The following is a 17,887-nucleotide window of genomic DNA, read 5'->3' as shown; positions in this document are numbered from 1 at the left end:
CGTTGGCCTGGCGAAGCTCGCGGTTCTCGCGTTCCAAAGCCTTGAGTTTCGTCGCCACATCCGTAGGCACACCGGCTCGCACGCCACTGTCGCGCTCGGCCTTCTTCACCCACTCATGCAGCGTCTGCGCCGTGCAGCCGATCTTGGCGGCGATCGACGACACCGCCGCCCACCGCGAGGCATGCTCGCCTTCGTGATCCAGAACCAGCCGCACCGCACGGGCTCGGACCTCGGGAGAGAACTTGTTGGTCGTCTTGCTTGTCATGGCTCCACCTTCTCAGGAGTTGGAGCCTCCGATCAACCCGGCGCGGTTCAGAGTGCCACGTAGGTTTCCCGTAGCCAGTCTCCCCCAAGCACACTGCTCCAACCTCCCTTGTCTTGCCTTGGAGTCACACCTAAGCATTTGGCTGGGGCGTCCGACGAAACTCTCTTGCCGTCACCTGAAAAAACTGCTGTGTGCAGCAGCATGGAGACATTTCGCCTCCTTCGCCAAAGTGGTCTATAGGTTTATCAGTGGCTTAGCGGACTAGTGGGTGCCCCTGTCACGCCCACCATCCAGACAATCCGCCCTGACACGTAGGACGCCCGCCCCGGCTCGAACCAGGACGGGCGGGGTCCGGATCATTGGGGCCTTGGGTCTGGCCTATTTCCCGGTCTGCCGCCGTTGCCTTCCCGGCAGTTGGTATCGCCCACGCCGCAGCATTTGCCGCTGTAGACGGTTTTTGTATTTGGTTTGTCGCACTCTCTCGTCACTGTCGTCTGACAACCCGCCAGCACCGAAGCGGCGACGGCGGCAAGAAAGATATTTCGTATAGCAATAGACATGAGAAGTTCTCCATGATTGACCGCGCTTTGCAAACGCAGTGCTTGGTTGCTTCTCGGGCAGGATTGGTTCACAAGAAAATTGAAGGACATGCCAAAACGTCTGCGAAGCCGTCCGCTTCAAGGCGCCGCATGAGCCTCGCGACGCGCCTCAGCGCGCCCGGGACGTTCGTCTCCACTGGCAATCGGCGCGATTGAGAGTCAGGCCGCGCCGAGGCGGAGATCGCCCTCCTCGATATGCCGGAGAAACCACGCGTAAGTCTGTTCCAGCCCGCTGCGAAGCGCGTACCGCGGGCGCCAGCCCGTGGCAAACAGGCGCGACACGTCCATCAGCTTGCGCGGCGTGCCGTCCGGCTTCGTCGCATCGAATGTGAGCGTGGCATCGGCGCCGACGACGGAGAGCATGGTGCGGGCCAGTTCGGCAATGGTGATGTCTTCGCCCGAGCCGACATTGACGTGGCTGTCGCCGGCATAGTTCTTCAGCAGCCAGACCAGGGCATCGGCGGCGTCGTCGACATGCAGGAATTCGCGCATCGGCGTGCCCGATCCCCAGACCTCCAGGGTCTTGTCGCCGGCGCGCTTGGCCTTGTGCGCCTTGCGCATGAGAGCCGGTACGACATGGCTGCTGGAGAGGTCGAAATTGTCGCCGGGGCCATAGAGGTTGGTCGGCATCGCCGAGATGTACTCGACACCATATTGGCGCCGATAGGCTTGGCACAGTTTCAGCCCGGCGATCTTGGCGATCGCATACCATTCGTTGGTAGGCTCGAGCGGCCCGGTCAGCAAGGCGTCCTCGGAGATCGGCTGCGCCGCGAATTTCGGATAGATGCAGGACGAGCCGAGAAACAGCAATTTCTGCACCTCGTTGCGAAAGGCGCTTTCGATGACGTTGGTCTGCATGATGAGATTGTCCTGCAGGAAATCGACCGGCAGCCTGTCGTTTGCCAGGATACCGCCGACCTTTGCCGCCGCCATCACAACCGCGTCCGGCCTGCGATCGGCCATCCAGCGCCGCACGCCGGCCTGGTCCATCAGGTCGAGTTTATCGCGGGACGCGGTCAAGACCTCGCAGTCCTCGTCCGCCAGCCTGCGCAGGATGGCCGAGCCGACCATGCCGCGATGCCCGGCCACGAAAACGCGCTTGCCCTGAAGTTCGAAATCCATTGGCGTATCCCTGTGCAGAACGGCCGCTATGCCTATCTGGCGTCGACGCGCCGGATGGGCCTGCGTCGGACGCATACCGCATACAGATTTGGCCGGACAAGGCAAATCGGAGATTTAGGAGGAGTCTTGCGGTAAACAGTCAGACACCCGCGACGGCGCACAGGCTCTTCATTCTTGCGACGGCAAGCTCCGGGTCGGCCAGCAATCCGGCCTGGTCCGCAAGGCGGAAGACATCGGCATAGTGGCGGATGCCGCGCGCCGATTGCATGCCGCCGACCATCGAAAAATGGTCCTGGTGGCCGTTCAGCCATGCCATGAAGACGATGCCGGCCTTGTAGTATTCGGTCGGCGCCTCGAAGATTTTCCGCGACAAAGGCACGGTCGGCGCCATCAGCGCGTCATAACCGGCGCGGTCGCCGTCGGCCAGTTTCGCCAGCGCGGCATTGGCGACCGGCGCGATGGCGTCGAAAATGCCGAGCAGCGCGTGCGAATGTCTTTCGCCATCGCCGGCGATCAGCTCGGGGTAGTTGACGTCGTCGCCGGTGAACATGACCACCCCGTCAGGCAGCCGGTTGCGCAAGGCAACCTCCTTGCCGGCGTCGAGCAGCGATATCTTGATCCCCTCGACCTTGCCGGCATGCCGTTCGATGATGGCGACCACCGTGTCGAGCGCTGTCTCGAAGTCGCTTCTGCCCCAATAATTTTTCAGTGCCGGATCGAACATGTCGCCCAGCCAGTGCAGGATGACCTTGCCGGAGGCTTGGCGAAGGATGCGGTCGTAGACGCTGATATAATCGTCGGGACCTTTGGCGACAGTCGCCAGCGCGCGGCTGGCCATCATGATCGCCTTGCCGCCCAGGCCTTCGATGAAACCGAACTGCTCTTCATAGGCGGCGATCACGTCGTCGAGCCCGTTGGCGGCATCTGGCGCCAGATGGTCTGTTCCAGCACCCGAGGCGAGGTCGGCACCCTCGACGGTTCGCGCCTCGGCAATCGAACGCCGGATCAATTCCCTGGCGTTTGCCCAGTCGAAACCCATGCCGCGCTGCGCGGTATCCATTGCCTCGGCGACACGGAAGCCGAGCCGCCAGAGGTGATGGCGGAACGCCATCGTGCGCTCCCAGTCGACCGCGGGATGAGACCACGGATCGGTCATATCAAGGGGATCGGCAACGACATGGGCGGCGGCATAGGCGATGCGCGAAAACCGCGCGCCGATCACCGGCTGCACCGGCTGGCCGACAAGGCGGTAGCGCGTGCTGCGGCCGCCCTCCTCAGGCAAGGCAATGTCCATCGATCTCTCCCTTGGGGGCGCCTATAAATGGAACGTTCCAATAAATCAAGAGCCTTTGTGATTCTGATGCCCGCCCTCGCCAGATGTTGCATCGCAGCACAAACCCCCTGGAAAGCGCCGCGCCCAGCCGCTGAGTTTTTCCTTTTCCGATTGGGAAAAATCCTGATTGACTCAAATCCAGCAACAGGATTAGAACGTTCCAATAAATTCGATCAGAAAATACCGGGAGGACGGATCTGGATGGCCAGCAGGGCCAAGGCGACGATACTCGACATTGCCCGAGAGGCGGGCGTGTCCAAATCGACGGTGTCGCTCGTGCTGCAGGGCAGCGGGCTGATCCGGCCTGAAACCGCGCTGAAGGTTCGCAAGGCGATCGAGGATGTCGGCTATGTCTACAACCGCAGCGCCGCCAATCTGCGCAAGGCCCATTCCAATGTCATCGGCATGGTAATCAACGATCTCACCAACCCCTTTTTCGCTGAAATGGCGGTCGGCATGGAGCGCGTCTTCCAGTCGGCAGGCATCGTGCCGTTCATCGCCAACACGGCGGAGAACCCGGTGCGCCAGGAAGAAGTGCTGAAATCGCTGATGGAGCAAGGGGTCGCCGGGCTGATCGTGTCGCCGGCGCGCGGCACGACGCCCGGTGCCTTCCGCCGCATCGAGACGGCGGGCCTTCCGATCGTCTTCACCATGCGCCGCCTTCCCGAGAGCCGCATCCCGGTGATCGCGCCCGACAATCACCGCGGCGCCAAGCTCGCCACCGCCCATCTGATCGGCAAGGGCCATCGGCGGCTGGCCTTCTTCGGCGGCTCGTCGGATCTGGTGGTCTATCACGAGCGGCTGGGCGGTTTTCGCGAGGCTTGCGAGGCGCTCGGCATCGCCTCACGCGATACACTCGTCGTCGAAGGCGAAACCAGCCGCAGGGGCGGCATTGCCTGTCTGGAAACGGCCCTTGCCATGGCCGAGCCGCCGACCGCGGCGCTGTGCTTCAACGATGCGGTCGCCTTCGGCGTCATGCTGGCGCTGCGCAAGCGCGGGCTGGAGCCCGGCGCGGATTTCGCCGTCGTCGGCTTCGACGACGTGGTCGAAGCCCAGCATTACATGCCGGCGCTGACCAGCGTCGCGGTGGATTCGGCGGGCCTCGGCGAGCGCGCCGCCCATGTCATGCTGAAGATGATCCAGTCGCGCACCACGCGCGCCGAGGATCATATCGGCGCCGTCAATCTCGTCGTCAGGGACAGTTGCGGTCCTGATCGCCGTGCTGGAATGGGAGACGCGGCATGACCGTGAAATGGGGACTGATCGGCGCAAGCACGATCGCCAGGCAATTCGTGATCAGCGCCATCCGCGCGCAACCGAACAGCGAGATCGCGGCGGTGATGAGCTCCAGCCCGGAGCGCGCCACGTCCTATGCGAAGGAGAACGGCATTCCGCTCGCCGTCTCCACGCTCGACGAACTGCTCGGCTCCGACATCGACGCCGTCTACATCTCGACCACCAACGAATTGCATCTCGAACAGGCATTGGCCGCCATCATGGCGAGGAAACATGTGCTGTGCGAAAAGCCGCTGGCGCTGACCAGCGCCGATGCGCGCAGGATGGTCGCCGCCGCCAAGGCGGCCGGTATCGTGCTCGGCACCAATCACCACCTGCGCAATGCCGGATCGCACCGGGCGATGCGCGAAGCCATCGCCGCCGGCCGCATCGGCAAGCCGATTGCCGCGCGCGTCTTCCACTCCGTCTATTTGCCGGAAAACCTGCAGGGTTGGCGCATCACCAGGCCGGAAGCGGGTGGCGGCGTGGTGCTCGACATCACTGTGCACGATGCCGACACCCTGCGCTTCGTGCTCGGCGACGATCCGCTCGAGGTTTCAGCGTTCACGCAGACGGCAGGCATGGCCGGCGGCGGACTGGAAGATGGAGCCATGTGCATCTGGCGCTTCAAATCGGGCACTATCGCGCAGTCGCATGAGGGCTTCACCACCAAATTCGCCGGCACCGGTTTCGAGGTGCATGGCAGTGAAGGCTCGCTGATCGCGAAAGATGTGATGACGCAGAAGCCGATCGGCTCCGTGCTGCTGCGCACGGCAAAGGGCGAGGAGGAATTGAGCTTCGACCGCGAAGATCTCTATACCCGCTCCCTGCGCCAGTTCCATGCGGCGATCCGTGGCGAAGGCCAGCCGTCGGCCACCGGCGAGGACGGCATCTGGTCGCTGACATCAGCCGAAGCGGCGTTGCAATCAGCCAGATCCGGCAAGGCCGTCGCGGTCGATCCGAAACTCGGGAGCGCAGGATGAGCAAGCTCGTCTCCGCGGCACAGGCCGCGAGCCTGATCAGGGACGGCATGGTCGTTTCCGTGTCGTCGTCAAGCGGTCTCGGCTGCCCGGATGCAGTGCTTGCCGCGATCGGCGAGCGCTTCGACGCCGAAGGCCATCCGAGGAACATCACGACGCTGCACCCGATCGCCGCCGGCGACATGTACGGCATCAGGGGTATCGACCATCTGGCCAAGCCCGGCCTGTTGAAGCGCACGCTGTGCGGCTCCTATCCGTCAGGCCCCTCCTCCTCGGAGCCGCCGCAGATCTGGAAGATGATCGGCGACAATTCGGTCGCTGCCTATAACGTGCCGTCAGGCATCCTGTTCGACATGCATCGCGAAGCCGCCGCCAAGCGCCCCGGCGTGCTGACCAAGGTCGGCCTCGATACGTTCGCCGATCCGCGTCATCAGGGCTGCGCCATGAACGCGGCCGCCAGCGAGCCGATCGTTTCGGTGCAGCAGTTCGACGGCGAGGAATGGCTCTATTTCCGCTCGATCGTGCCTGATGTCTCGATCATCCGCGCAACGACGGCCGACGAGCGCGGCAACCTCACCTATGAGCACGAGGGCGCCTATCTCGGTGGGCTGGAACAGGCGCTTGCCGCCCGCAACAATGGCGGCACCGTCATCGCGCAGGTCAAGCGCGTCGTCGAGAACGGCACGCTGAAGCCGCATGACGTGCGCGTGCCCGGCGTGCTGGTCGACCACATCGTGGTGGCGCCCGACCAGTTGCAAACGACGCTGACCCCCTACGACCCGGCGATCTCGGGCGAGATCTTCCGGCCGCTGTCGACCTTCCGCAATACCGAGATGAGCGTCCAGAAGGTGATCGCCCGGCGCGTCGCCATGGAGCTTGCCGACGGCATGGCCGTCAACATCGGCTTCGGCATCTCAGCCAATGTTCCGCGCATCCTTCTCGAGGAAGGCCAGCACGGCAAGGTCACCTGGGTCATCGAACAGGGCGCGGTCGGCGGCGTGCCGCTGCTCGACTTCAAGTTCGGCTGCTCTTCGAACGCCGACGCCTTCATGCCCTCGCCGCATCAGTTCATCTATTTCCAGGGTGGCGGCTTCGACGCGTCGCTGCTGTCCTTCCTGCAGATCGACCGCCATGGCTCGGTCAACGTGTCGAAGCTTTCGGCGAGGCCGCATGTCACCGCCGGAGCCGGCGGCTTTGTCGACATCACCGCACGGGCGAAGAAGATCGTCTTTTCCGGCTTCTTCAATGCCGGCGCCAAGCTGTCGCTGGCCGATGGCGGCATCCGCATCGACGGTGAAGGCAAGGTCAAGAAGGTGGTCGGCGAGGTCGAGCATATCTCCTTCTCGGGCAAGCGCGCGGTCGCGCAGGGGCAGGACATCACCTATGTCACCGAGCGCTGCGTGATGAAGCTGACGCCGGATGGGCTGATGGTGACCGAGCTGGCACCGGGCATCGACCTTGAGCGCGACGTGCTGGCGCAGGCCGAGATTCCGCTCGGTGTCGCCAACGACCTAAAAGTGACACCTTCGGTGCTCTATCAGGATCGGCCGATCGGCCTGTCGCTCAATGGCGGCGCCTCGCTTGGAGGCGCGCATGTCTGAGCGTCTTGTCACCTTTGAAACCGACGGCGCCCTCGGCATCGTCACGCTGCGCCGGCCGGAGAAATTCAACGCGCTCGACATACCGATGCTGCGCGCGCTGGAAGCCGCGCTCGACGCCGCGGAGGCAGCGGACGGCGTCCGCGTCGTGCTGCTGTGTGGCGAAGGCAAGGGGTTTTGCGCCGGCGGCGATGTCGAAGCCTGGTCGCAAATGAGCGCCGCCGATTTCCAGGTGCAATGGGTGCGCTACGGCCACCGCGTCTTCGACCGGCTGGCGCGGTTGCGGCAGCCGACCATCGCCGTTCTGTCCGGCCATGCGCTGGGCGGCGGGCTGGAACTGGCGGTTGCCTGCGACTTCCGTGTCGCCGAGGCGCACGTGAAATTAGGCTTCCCCGAGACCTCGATCGGCGTGGTGCCCGGCTGGTCCGGCACGCAGCGCGCGGTGCGCCGCTTCGGCGCGCAGACGGTGCGGCGCATGGCGCTCGGCGGCGAGGTTTTCCTCGCCTCCGAGGCGCTCTCTCTGGGCGTCGTTGACCGCGTGGCGGCGGCCGGCAACGCACTCGCCGAAGCCCGGGCCTGGGGAGAAAGAATCGCCGAGCGCGGGCCTTTGGCGAGCGAAGCCGCCAAGCTGATGATCGCGGTGGCGGAAGGCGAAGAACGTGCCGCCGCAACCGAAGCGTTGGCCAGCGGCTTCATCGCGCTGACCGGCGACATCAAGGCCGGCGTCGGCGCTTTCAAGGCCAAACAGAAACCAGCGTTTTCAAGATCGTAAGCGGAATCCAGAACATATGAACTTGCCCCTCGAGATCGCCATGCCCGCCGAGGCATCCGCAGCACCGAAGACCTACCGGCTGCTGATCGACGGCAAGCATGTCGATGCCCGCGATGGCCGGACGCTGGAGCGCAAAAGCCCCGGCCATGGCTTCACGGTTTCTCGGTATGCGCAAGCCGGCGCGGCGGACGTCGAGGCGGCGGTGATCGCAGCGCACAAGGCCTTCGAGACCGGCCCCTGGCCGCGCATGAAGGCCGCAGAGCGCGCCGCGATCCTGCTCAAGGCGGCGGACCTGATCGAGGCGCGGCTCGAGGAGATCGCCAGGCTGGACGTGCTGGAATCCGGCAAGCCGATCGCCCAGGCGCGCGGCGAGATCGGCGGCGCCGTCGACATCTGGCGCTATGCGGCATCCCTTGCCCGCACGCTCCATGGCGAGACCTACGCCAATCTCGGCGACGCCATGCTGGGCGTCGTGCTGCGCGAGCCGATCGGTGTCGTCTCGATCATCACGCCGTGGAATTTTCCGTTCCTCATCGTCAGCCAGAAATTGCCGTTCGCGCTCGCCGCCGGCTGCACGGCGGTGGTGAAGCCGAGCGAGATGACCTCGGCCTCGACCTTCGTGCTCGGCGATATCCTGATGCAGGCCGGCTTGCCGGATGGCGTCGTCAACATCCTCGCCGGCTTGGGCGCCGATGTCGGCTCAGCGATGGTCGGCCATCCGCTGGTCGAGATGGTGTCGTTCACCGGCTCCACCCAGGTCGGCAAGATGACCATGGCGTCGGCTGCAAACTCGCTGAAGAAAGTCTCGATGGAGCTTGGCGGCAAGAACGGCCAGATCGTCTTTCCAGATGCCGACCTCGAAGCCGCCGCCGACGCGGCGGTGTTCGGCGGCTTTTTCAACGCCGGCGAATGCTGCAACGCCGGCAGCCGGCTGATCGTCCATGAGGCGATCGCTGACGACTTCCTCGGCGCGGTGAAGGCAGTCACCGCCAAGGTCACTGTCGGCGATCCGCTCGATATCAGCACCAAGGTCGGCGCGATGATCTCTTCCGAGCACCTGGCCAAGGTCACCGGCTATGTCGCTGCGGCGGCAAGCGATGGCAGCCAGGTCACCAGCGGCGGCAGGCGGATCGCCTCCAGTGCCGGTCAATATCTCGACCCGACCATCATCCGCGGCGTCACCGAGGACATGGCCATTGCACGCGAGGAAGTGTTCGGCCCGGTGCTCTCGGTGCTGACCTTTGAATCGATTGAAAGGGCGTTGCGCATCGCCAACAACACGCCCTATGGTTTGTCGGCGGGCGTGTGGAGCGCCAGCATCGACACCTGCATGTCGGTGGCGCGGAATGTGCGTTCGGGAACCGTTTGGGTGAACACGTTCATGGAAGGTTATCCCGAGCTGCCTTTCGGGGGCTACAAGCAGTCCGGTCTCGGACGCGAACTCGGAAAGCGCGCCGTCGAGGATTATACCGAGGAAAAGACAATCCAGTTTCACCGCGGCCAGCGCACCGGATGGTGGGTCGGCTGAGTTGGGAAGAACCCGGCGGACAACCGCCGGTCGTGTAGCTACAACAAGGGAGGAAGTACATGTTGCGCAAACTGCTTATCGGAACGGCTCTCGGGTCGGGTCTTGCGTTCGCGGCCCATGCCCAGGACGTCAAGGAAGTCGAGATGCTGCATTGGTGGACGTCTGGCGGCGAAGCGGCTGCCTTGAACGTGCTCAAGGAGGATCTGGCCAAGCAAGGCTTTGCCTGGAAGGACGTGCCCGTGGCCGGCGGTGGCGGCGACGCTGCCATGACCGCGCTGAAGGCGATGGTCGCGGCCGGCAACTACCCGACCGCCTCGCAGATGCTCGGCTATACGGTGCTCGACTATGCCGAGGCCGGCGTGATGGGCGATCTGACCGAGACGGCGGTAAAGGAAGGCTGGGACAAGTCCGTTCCGGCCGCCCTGCAGAAGTTCTCGGTCTATGACGGCAAGTGGGTCGCGGCTCCGGTCAACGTCCATTCGGTCAACTGGCTGTGGATCAACAAGGCCGTGATGGACAAGATCGGCGGCACCGAGCCGAAGACCTTCGACGACTTCGTCGCGTTACTCGACAAGGCCAAGGCTGCTGGCGTCATCCCGCTCGCGCTCGGTGGCCAGAACTGGCAGGAAGCCACCATGTTCGATTCGGTCGTGCTGTCGACCGGCGGACCTGAGTTCTACAAAAAGGCCTTCAACGACCTCGACGAGGAGCAGCTGAAGTCCGACACGATGAAGAAGTCGTTCGACAATCTCGCCAAGCTCGTCACCTATGTCGATCCGAATTTCTCGGGCCGCGACTGGAACCTCGCCACCGCCATGGTCATCAAGGGCGATGCGCTGGTGCAGGTGATGGGCGACTGGGCCAAGGGCGAATTCAACGCCGCCAAGAAGACCCCGGGCACCGACTTCCTGTGCTACCGCTTCCCTGGCACCGACGGCAGCGTGGTCTACAATTCCGACATGTTCGGCATGTTCGACGTTCCGGACGACCGCAAGGCCGCCCAGGCCGCCTTGGCCACCGCCACTTTGTCGAAAAGCTTCCAGTCGGCCTTCAACGTCGTCAAGGGCTCGGTCCCGGCCCGCACCGACGTGCCTGACACCGACTTCGACGCTTGCGGCAAGAAGGGCATTGCCGACCTGAAGGCCGCCAACGAAGGCGGCACGCTGTTCGGTTCGCTGGCGCAAGGCTACGGCGCGCCCCCGGCCGTCGCCAATGCCTACAAGGACGTCGTCTCGAAATTCGTCCACGGCCAGATCAAGACCTCGGACGAGGCCGTCACGCAGCTGGTCAGCGCGATCGAAGACGCCAAGTAGGGCCTCCTCCGCTGGAAACACCTTCCCCGCGCAAGCGGGGGAGGTTCTCCCGAGGCAAGGGTTGGAGCCGTTTTGATCGACACGTTTCGGGGTGCCGGCGGGCTCCAAGATACCCGATGAGTTGATCCCGGATAAGCCGTTACTGGATGAGCCAATGAGCACGGTTGCCGAAACCAATATCAAGCCGACGCCGGAGCGTGGTGCCCGCCCGGGTGCCTCCATGCGTTCGCGCCTGCAGGACGCGCTGCCGAAGATCGTACTGGCGCCAAGCTTTGCGATCACCGTTGTCTTCGTCTACGGCTTCATCCTGTGGACGGTCTATCTGTCCTTCACCAATTCCAAGACCTTCCCGTCTTACGCCATCACCGGGTCACGCGCCTATCAGCGGCTGTGGCGCTGGACCTTCGAGAGCGACCCGCCATCGAGCTGGTACACGTCGATCACCAATATGGGCATTTTCGGCTTTCTCTATATCTTCATCTGCCTGGCACTCGGCCTGTTCCTGGCGATCCTGCTCGACCAGAAAATCCGCGGCGAAGGCATGTTGCGACCGATCTATCTCTACCCGATGGCGCTGTCCTTCATCGTCACCGGCGTCGCCTGGAAATGGTTCCTCGATCCCGGTCTCGGCCTTGAGCAGACGCTGCATCAATGGGGCTGGACGAGCTTCCATTTCGACTGGATCAAGAACAAGGATTTCGTCATCTACACCGTGGTGATCGCCGGCGTCTGGCAGGCCTCCGGCTTCATCATGGCGATGTTCCTCGCCGGCCTGCGCGGCATCGACGGCGAGATCATGAAGGCGGCGCAGATCGACGGCGCCACCACCTTCCAGCTCTATCGCCGCATCGTCATCCCGCTGCTGCGGCCGGTGTTTCTCTCGGCCTTCATCGTGCTCGCGCACCTCGCCATCAAGTCCTACGATCTGGTCGTCGCGCTGACCAGCGGTGGGCCGGGCGGCTCGGCCTGGCTGCCGTCGAACTTCATGTATGAGTACACCTTCAAGCGCAACGAAATGGCCGTCGGCTCGGCCAGCGCCGTGATCATGCTGATGACCATCACCGCGATCATCGTGCCCTATCTCTATTCCGAGCTCAGGGAGAAGCCGCGATGAGCGTCATTGCCACGCCCGCTCGCCAGCGCACTGGCGTCAGCGCCAGGACCGTCAACCGCATCGTCATCTACGGGCTCTTGGCGCTGTTCGCGCTGTTCTACCTGATGCCGCTGTTCGTCATGCTGGTGACCTCGTTCAAGACCATGGAGGAGATCCAGAACGGCAACATGCTGACGCTGCCGCAGGCGCCGACCTTCGAGCCTTGGGCGAAAGCCTGGGGCGAAACCTGCGTCGGCCTGACCTGCGCCGGCATCAAGGGCTATTTCTGGAACTCCATCAAGATGGTGGTTCCGGCGGTGCTGATCTCGACGCTGCTCGGCGCCCTCAACGGCTATGTCCTGACCAAATGGCGCTTCCGCGGCCACACGCTGGTCTTCGGCCTGATGCTGTTTGCCTGCTTCATCCCGTTCCAGTCGGTGCTGTTGCCGATGGCGACGATCCTCGGCAGCCTCGGCCGTTTCGGCGTGACACTGCGCAACGCGACCGGCCTGTCTTTCGGCTTGGGCAATCCGACGGTCAACCTGGTCTTCGTCCACGTCGTCTACGGGCTTGGTTTCACCACCTTGTTCTTCCGCAACTATTACGAGGCCTTCCCGACCGAGCTGATCAAGGCAGCGCAGGTCGATGGCGCCTCCTTCTTCCAGATCTTCCGGCGCATCATGCTGCCGAATTCGATGCCGATCTTCGTCGTCACCGTCATCTACCAGTTCACCAACATCTGGAACGACTTCCTGTTCGCCTCCGCCTATGCCGGCACCGGCGACGCGATGCCGATGACGGTGGCGTTGAACAACGTCGTCAACACCTCGACCGGCGTCGTCGAATACAACGTCAACATGGCGGCGGCGATGATCGCCGCACTGCCTACCCTTCTCGTCTACGTGGTCGCTGGCCGCTATTTCGTGCGTGGCCTGATGGCCGGCGCCGTCAAAGGATAATCGGATGGCTTTTCTCGAAATTGCTGGGCTGAAGAAGCGGTTCGGATCGGTGGAGATCCTGAAGGGGATCGACGTCGATCTCGAAAAGGGCGGCTTCCTCGTGCTGGTCGGCCCGTCCGGCTGCGGCAAGTCCACCCTGCTCAACACCATCGCCGGCCTGGAAACCATCACCGAAGGCGAAATCCGCGTCGACGGCCGCACGATCAACGATCTCCATCCTTCGAAGCGCGACATCGCCATGGTGTTCCAGAGCTACGCGCTCTATCCGAACATGACGGTGGCCGGAAATATCGCCTTCGGCATGGAGATGCGCGGCGTACCCGCCGCCGAACGTCAGAAGGCGATCGACAAGGTGGCCAAGGTGCTTCAGATCGGCCACCTCTTGCAGCGCAAGCCGAGCCAGCTTTCCGGCGGCCAGCGCCAGCGCGTCGCCATGGGCCGGGCGCTGGTACGCGATCCCAAGCTCTTTCTCTTCGACGAACCTTTGTCCAATCTCGACGCCAAGCTGCGCGTCGACATGCGCATCGAGATCAAGCGCCTGCACGCGACCACCGGCACCACGATCGTCTATGTCACCCATGACCAGATCGAGGCGATGACGCTGGCCACCAAGATCGCGGTGATGCGCGACGGCGAGGTGCAGCAATTCGGTACGCCGGCCGAGATCTACAACAATCCGACCAACATCTTCGTCGCCGACTTCATGGGCTCGCCGGCGATGAACCTGGTGCCGGCGACGATCGGCGGCAATGGCAGCGGGTTGTCGGTGGTGCTGCAGCGCGATGGGCGCGAGCCGATCTCCCTGCCGCTCGCCGATCCACCGGCAGGCCTGTCGGCATTCCAGGGCAAGCCGGTCATCTTCGGTGTCCGCCCCGAAGCGCTGACCGATCCGGAAGGGGCCGAGCGCAACGCCTCCAACATCGCCACCGCCGATTGCCATATCGAGGTGATCGAGCCGGCAGGCTCCGACACCTTCGCCGTTACCAATCTCGGCGGCAAGGCCGTGGTGGCGCGGCTGCGCGCCGACGCCAAGATCCAGCCGGGAACGGTGACGCCGCTCGCCTTCAACCTCACCAAGGCGGTGTTCTTCGATCCGGCGACCGAGAACCGCATCCTTTAGCGCCATGAGCAACCCGGACATCGTCATCATCGGCTCCGGCATCGGCGGCGCCACGATCGCTTCCGGCCTGGCCGGCAGCGGCGCTTCGATCCTGATGCTGGAGCGCGGCGAGAAGCTGCCGGCGACGCCGCATACGCGCGACACGCGCGCCATCTTCGTCGATGGCCACTACCGGCCGAAAGAGATGTGGCGCGAGGCCGGCGGCGCTGCGTTCAATCCCGGCAATTACTACTATGTCGGCGGCAATTCGAAATTCTATGGCGCGGTGCTGATCCGCTACCGCAGGCAAGACTTTTCCGCCATGGAGCATTATGGCGGCATCTCGCCGGCCTGGCCGTTTTCCTATGACGAGTTCGAGCCCTGGTATTCGAAGGCCGAACAGCTTTTCCGCGTGCGCGGCGCGCTCGGCGAAGATCCGACCGAGCCGTTCCACTCGATCCCCTACGCCTTCGGGCCGGTGCCGGACGAGCCGCCGATCGCGCGTGCGCGTGCCGAACTCAAGGGCCTCGGCCTGCACCCGGCATCGCTGCCGCTCGGCGTCGACATCGACGCCTGGCTGAAGGACGGCAAGACAGGCTGGGACGCCTTTCCCAACACCGGGACCGGTAAGGTCGACGCCCAATCGGGACCGCTGACGGCGGCCCTTGCCGACCGGAACATCCAGCTCGAGACCGGCGCTCATGTCGAATATCTCGAAGCCGCGAGCGACGGCAAAACCATCGCAGCCGTCCACTACAACCAGAACGGCGAGTTAAAGAAAGTCACGCCGAAGCTGGTCATCCTCTCGGCCGGCGCGGTCAATTCAGCGGTCATCCTGCTGCGTTCGCTCTCCCCCAGCAGCAAGGGAGGGGGCAAGGGCCTCGCCAACCGCTCCGACCAGGTCGGCCGTAACTTCATGAACCACAATTCGAGCGCCATGCTGGCGATCGATCCGCGCCGCAGGAACGATGCCGTCTACCAGAAGACGCTGATGCTCAACGACTACTATCTGTCCGACGGCAAGGGCGGCAAGCCGCTCGGCAACGTCCAGCTTCTGGGCAAGATCGATGGCAACATCCTGAGGGCCAACGTCAAGCTTGCACCCAAATTCGCGCTGGACTTCATGGCCGGCCATGCCATCGACTGGTACCTGATGTGCGAGGACCTGCCCGATCCCGAAAGCCGCATCATGGTCGACGGCAAGGACATCGTCATGCAGTGGCGGCGCTCCAACATGCAGTCGCTCGACGGGCTGACCAAGGTGATGCGCGAGAACTTCCGCGCCTGCGGCTATCCGATCGTCCTGTCGCGGCCTTTCGACAAGCGCACGCCGTCGCACCAGTGCGGCACGGTGAAGATGGGCGACGATCCCGCGACCTCGCCGCTTGACCCGTTCTGCAGGTCGTTCGACCACAAGAACCTGTTCGTCGTCGATGCCGGCTTCCTGCCGAATTCGGCAGCCGTCAACCCGGCGCTGTCGATCGCAGCACAAGCACTGCGCGTCGCCGACCACATTCGCAAGACGGAGCTTATCGCATGAGCCGCCCGGCAGCCATCGTCACCGGCGGCGCGCGCGGCATCGGCCTTGCCTGCGCCGAGGCGCTGGCCGATGCCGGTTTCGAAATCCTTGTCGTTGATCTTGCCGAAAAAGCCGGCGACGGGCTTGCCGCCAACATCGCCGCCCGCGGCGCGAAATTCGCCTACCACCGCAGTGACATCGCCGATTTCGACAGCCATTCAGCGCTGGTCGATGCCGCGACAAGCGCCTTCGGCCGCATCGACTGCCTGGTCAACAATGCCGGCATCGGCTCCATCGTGCGTGGTGACCTGCTGGATCTCAAACCGGAAGATTTCGACCGGATCCTCGCCATCAATCTGCGCGGCACCGTGTTCCTCAGCCAGGCCGTTGCCAGGGCGATGCTTGCTGCGCCGGGCGATCACCCCAGGTCGATCATCACCATCACCTCGGTCAGCGCCGAAATGGCATCGCCGGAACGTGCCGATTATTGCATCTCCAAGGCCGGGCTTTCGATGTGGGTGAAGACTCTCGCGCTCCGGCTCGCCGCCGAAAACATCGCTGTGTTCGAGGTGCGGCCGGGTATCATCCGCACCGACATGACATCAGGCGTGACCGCTAAATATGACAGTCTGATCGACGGCGGGCTGGTGCCGACAAGGCGCTGGGGCGAAGCCGCCGATGTCGGCGCCGCCGTCGCCGCGCTCGCCGGCGGCAGGCTCGGCTTTTCGACCGGCTCGATCATCAATGTCGACGGCGCGCTGTCGGTGCCGAGGCTGTGAACAGGTGACGCCATGACCGACTACATCATCGTTGGCGCCGGCCCGGCCGGCTGCGTCCTGGCCAACCGGCTGAGCGAAGATCCGTCGCATCGGGTGTTGTTGCTCGAAGCCGGCGGCAAGGACTGGCACCCGCTGATCCACATGCCGGCCGGCTTCGCCAAGATGACCAAGGGCATCGCCTCCTGGGGCTGGTCGACCGTACCGCAGAAGCACATGAAGGACCGCACCTTCTGGTACACGCAGGCCAAGGTCATCGGCGGCGGCTCTTCGATCAACGCCCAGATCTACACACGCGGCAATGCCCGCGACTACGACGCCTGGGAGAAGGAAGAGGGGCTCGCCGGCTGGGGCTATCGCGACGTGCTGCCCTATTTCAAGCGGGCCGAGAACAATCAGCGCTACGCCAACGATTTTCACGGCGACCAGGGCCCGCTCGGCGTCTCGAACCCAATTGCGCCGCTGCCGATCTGCGAGGCCTATTTCCGCGCCGGCCAGGAGATGGGCATCCCCTTCAACCCGGACTTCAACGGGGTAGCCCAAGAAGGCGTCGGCTACTATCAGCTAACGCAGAAGGATGCCAGGCGCTCCTCCGCCTCGGTTGCCTATCTCAGGCCGATCCGCGAACGCAAGAACCTGACCGTCAGGACCGATGTACTGGTGACGCGCATCGTCATCGACAAGGGCCGCGCCGTCGGTGTCGAGACCGTCGACAGGCCGGGCGGACAACCGACGACCCTGCGCGCCGAGCGCGAGGTGATCGTCTCGTCAGGCGCCATCGGCTCGCCGAAGCTTTTGATGCAGTCGGGCATCGGCCCGGCCGACCATCTGAAATCGGTCGGCGTGGCGCCGGTGCACGATCTCCCCGGTGTCGGCTCCAACCTCCAGGACCATCTCGACCTGTTCGTCATTGCCGAATGCACCGGCGACCACACCTATGACAACTACGCCAAGCTGCACCGGACGGTATGGGCCGGCCTGCAGTATCTGCTGCTGAAAAAGGGCCCGGTTGCCTCCAGCCTGTTCGAGACCGGCGGCTTCTGGTACGCCGACCCGACCGCCGCCTCGCCCGACATCCAGTTCCACCTCGGGCTCGGTTCCGGCATCGAGGCCGGCGTCGAAAAACTCAGGAATCCGGGCGTGACGCTGAACTCGGCTTTCCTGCGCCCGCGTTCGCGCGGCACGGTGCGGCTGAACAGCGCCGACCCGGCCGACCGCCCGCTGATCGATCCGAATTACTGGTCCGATCCCTACGACCGCGACATGTCGATCAAAGGGCTCAGGCTGGCGCGCGAGATCATGCGGCAGAAGGCGCTTGCGCCCTACGTGCTGCGCGAGGTGCTGCCGGGTCCAACACTCACCAGCGACGACGAGCTGTTCGACTATGCCTGCCGCAGTTCCAAGACCGACCACCACCCTGTCGGCACCTGCCGCATGGGTCATGACGATACGAGCGTGGTAACGCCGGATCTTAGGCTGCGCGGCATCGAAGGCCTGCGCGTCTGCGACGCCTCGGTGATGCCGCGCATCCCCTCCTCCAACACCAATGCGCCTACCATCATGGTCGGCGAAAAAGGTGCTGATCTGATCCTTGGCCGCGAGCCGCTGCCGCCGGCCGTATTCTCAGACAACCGCGCAGCATAGAGAGAATAAAGA

15 protein-coding genes are annotated in these 17,887 nt (G+C 64.0%); 12 read left to right on the top strand and 3 right to left on the bottom strand.

The window, feature by feature from the left end; genetic code table 11:
* The 3 genes from IQ26_RS23445 to IQ26_RS23430 all read right to left on the bottom strand — a co-directional run.
* Positions 1-265: transposase (locus tag IQ26_RS23445; protein ID WP_145720702.1), on the bottom strand; the 265-nt coding region annotated here is incomplete at its 3' end.
* Positions 266-1,023: 758 nt separating this feature from the next.
* Positions 1,024-1,986 (bottom strand): GDP-L-fucose synthase, encoded by a 963-nt coding sequence (gene fcl, locus IQ26_RS23435; RefSeq protein WP_145720701.1) that lies wholly within the window; start codon positions 1,984-1,986, stop codon positions 1,024-1,026.
* Positions 1,987-2,125: 139 nt separating this feature from the next.
* A complete protein-coding gene (locus tag IQ26_RS23430) occupies positions 2,126-3,280 on the bottom strand; it encodes a dihydrodipicolinate synthase family protein (RefSeq protein WP_145720700.1) in 1,155 nt (384 codons plus the stop codon).
* A gap of 240 nt (positions 3,281-3,520) precedes the next feature.
* Between IQ26_RS23430 and IQ26_RS23425 the strand changes: the two genes are divergently transcribed.
* The 12 genes from IQ26_RS23425 (at position 3,521) to IQ26_RS23370 (ending at position 17,875) form a co-directional block, all read left to right on the top strand.
* On the top strand, positions 3,521-4,564 hold the full coding sequence (locus tag IQ26_RS23425; protein ID WP_145720699.1) for a LacI family DNA-binding transcriptional regulator: 1,044 nt from the start codon (positions 3,521-3,523) through the stop codon (positions 4,562-4,564).
* Positions 4,561-5,577, top strand: a complete 1,017-nt coding sequence (locus IQ26_RS23420) for a Gfo/Idh/MocA family protein (RefSeq protein ID WP_145720698.1) — start codon at positions 4,561-4,563, stop codon at positions 5,575-5,577. Before IQ26_RS23425 ends, IQ26_RS23420 begins: the two co-directional genes overlap by 4 nt.
* Positions 5,574-7,175, top strand: coding sequence for an acyl CoA:acetate/3-ketoacid CoA transferase (locus IQ26_RS23415; RefSeq protein ID WP_145720697.1), 1,602 nt, complete (start codon positions 5,574-5,576; stop codon positions 7,173-7,175). The genes IQ26_RS23420 and IQ26_RS23415 overlap by 4 nt, the downstream gene beginning before the upstream one ends.
* Positions 7,168-7,944: an enoyl-CoA hydratase/isomerase family protein gene (locus tag IQ26_RS23410; protein ID WP_145720696.1), complete on the top strand. Its 777-nt coding sequence runs from the start codon at positions 7,168-7,170 to the stop codon at positions 7,942-7,944. Before IQ26_RS23415 ends, IQ26_RS23410 begins: the two co-directional genes overlap by 8 nt.
* Before the next feature lie 16 nt (positions 7,945-7,960).
* Positions 7,961-9,472: an aldehyde dehydrogenase family protein gene (locus IQ26_RS23405; RefSeq protein WP_145720695.1), complete on the top strand. Its 1,512-nt coding sequence runs from the start codon at positions 7,961-7,963 to the stop codon at positions 9,470-9,472.
* Between the two features lie 59 nt (positions 9,473-9,531).
* Positions 9,532-10,785, top strand: a complete 1,254-nt coding sequence (locus tag IQ26_RS23400) for an ABC transporter substrate-binding protein (protein ID WP_145720694.1) — start codon at positions 9,532-9,534, stop codon at positions 10,783-10,785.
* A 154-nt stretch (positions 10,786-10,939) separates the two neighbouring features.
* Positions 10,940-11,899 carry a carbohydrate ABC transporter permease gene (locus tag IQ26_RS23395; RefSeq protein WP_145720693.1) on the top strand — a complete coding sequence of 320 codons (960 nt, stop codon included), beginning with the start codon at positions 10,940-10,942 and terminating at the stop codon, positions 11,897-11,899.
* Positions 11,896-12,837: a carbohydrate ABC transporter permease gene (locus IQ26_RS23390; protein ID WP_145720692.1), complete on the top strand. Its 942-nt coding sequence runs from the start codon at positions 11,896-11,898 to the stop codon at positions 12,835-12,837. The genes IQ26_RS23395 and IQ26_RS23390 overlap by 4 nt, the downstream gene beginning before the upstream one ends.
* A 4-nt stretch (positions 12,838-12,841) precedes the next feature.
* Positions 12,842-13,957 (top strand): ABC transporter ATP-binding protein, encoded by a 1,116-nt coding sequence (locus IQ26_RS23385; protein ID WP_145720691.1) that lies wholly within the window; start codon positions 12,842-12,844, stop codon positions 13,955-13,957.
* Positions 13,958-13,961: 4 nt separating this feature from the next.
* Positions 13,962-15,476, top strand: coding sequence for a GMC oxidoreductase (locus IQ26_RS23380; protein ID WP_145720690.1), 1,515 nt, complete (start codon positions 13,962-13,964; stop codon positions 15,474-15,476).
* Positions 15,473-16,234: a 3-ketoacyl-ACP reductase gene (locus IQ26_RS23375; protein WP_145720689.1), complete on the top strand. Its 762-nt coding sequence runs from the start codon at positions 15,473-15,475 to the stop codon at positions 16,232-16,234. The genes IQ26_RS23380 and IQ26_RS23375 overlap by 4 nt, the downstream gene beginning before the upstream one ends.
* Before the next feature lie 12 nt (positions 16,235-16,246).
* Positions 16,247-17,875 (top strand): GMC family oxidoreductase, encoded by a 1,629-nt coding sequence (locus tag IQ26_RS23370; protein WP_145720688.1) that lies wholly within the window; start codon positions 16,247-16,249, stop codon positions 17,873-17,875.
* Positions 17,876-17,887: the final 12 nt, after the last annotated feature.

This window comes from Mesorhizobium tianshanense (assembly GCF_007830515.1).
GTDB classification, from domain to species: Bacteria; Pseudomonadota; Alphaproteobacteria; order Rhizobiales; family Rhizobiaceae; genus Mesorhizobium; species Mesorhizobium tianshanense.
The sequence above is the reverse complement of the archived record's forward strand: the minus strand, read 5'-3'. Positions and strand labels throughout refer to the sequence as shown.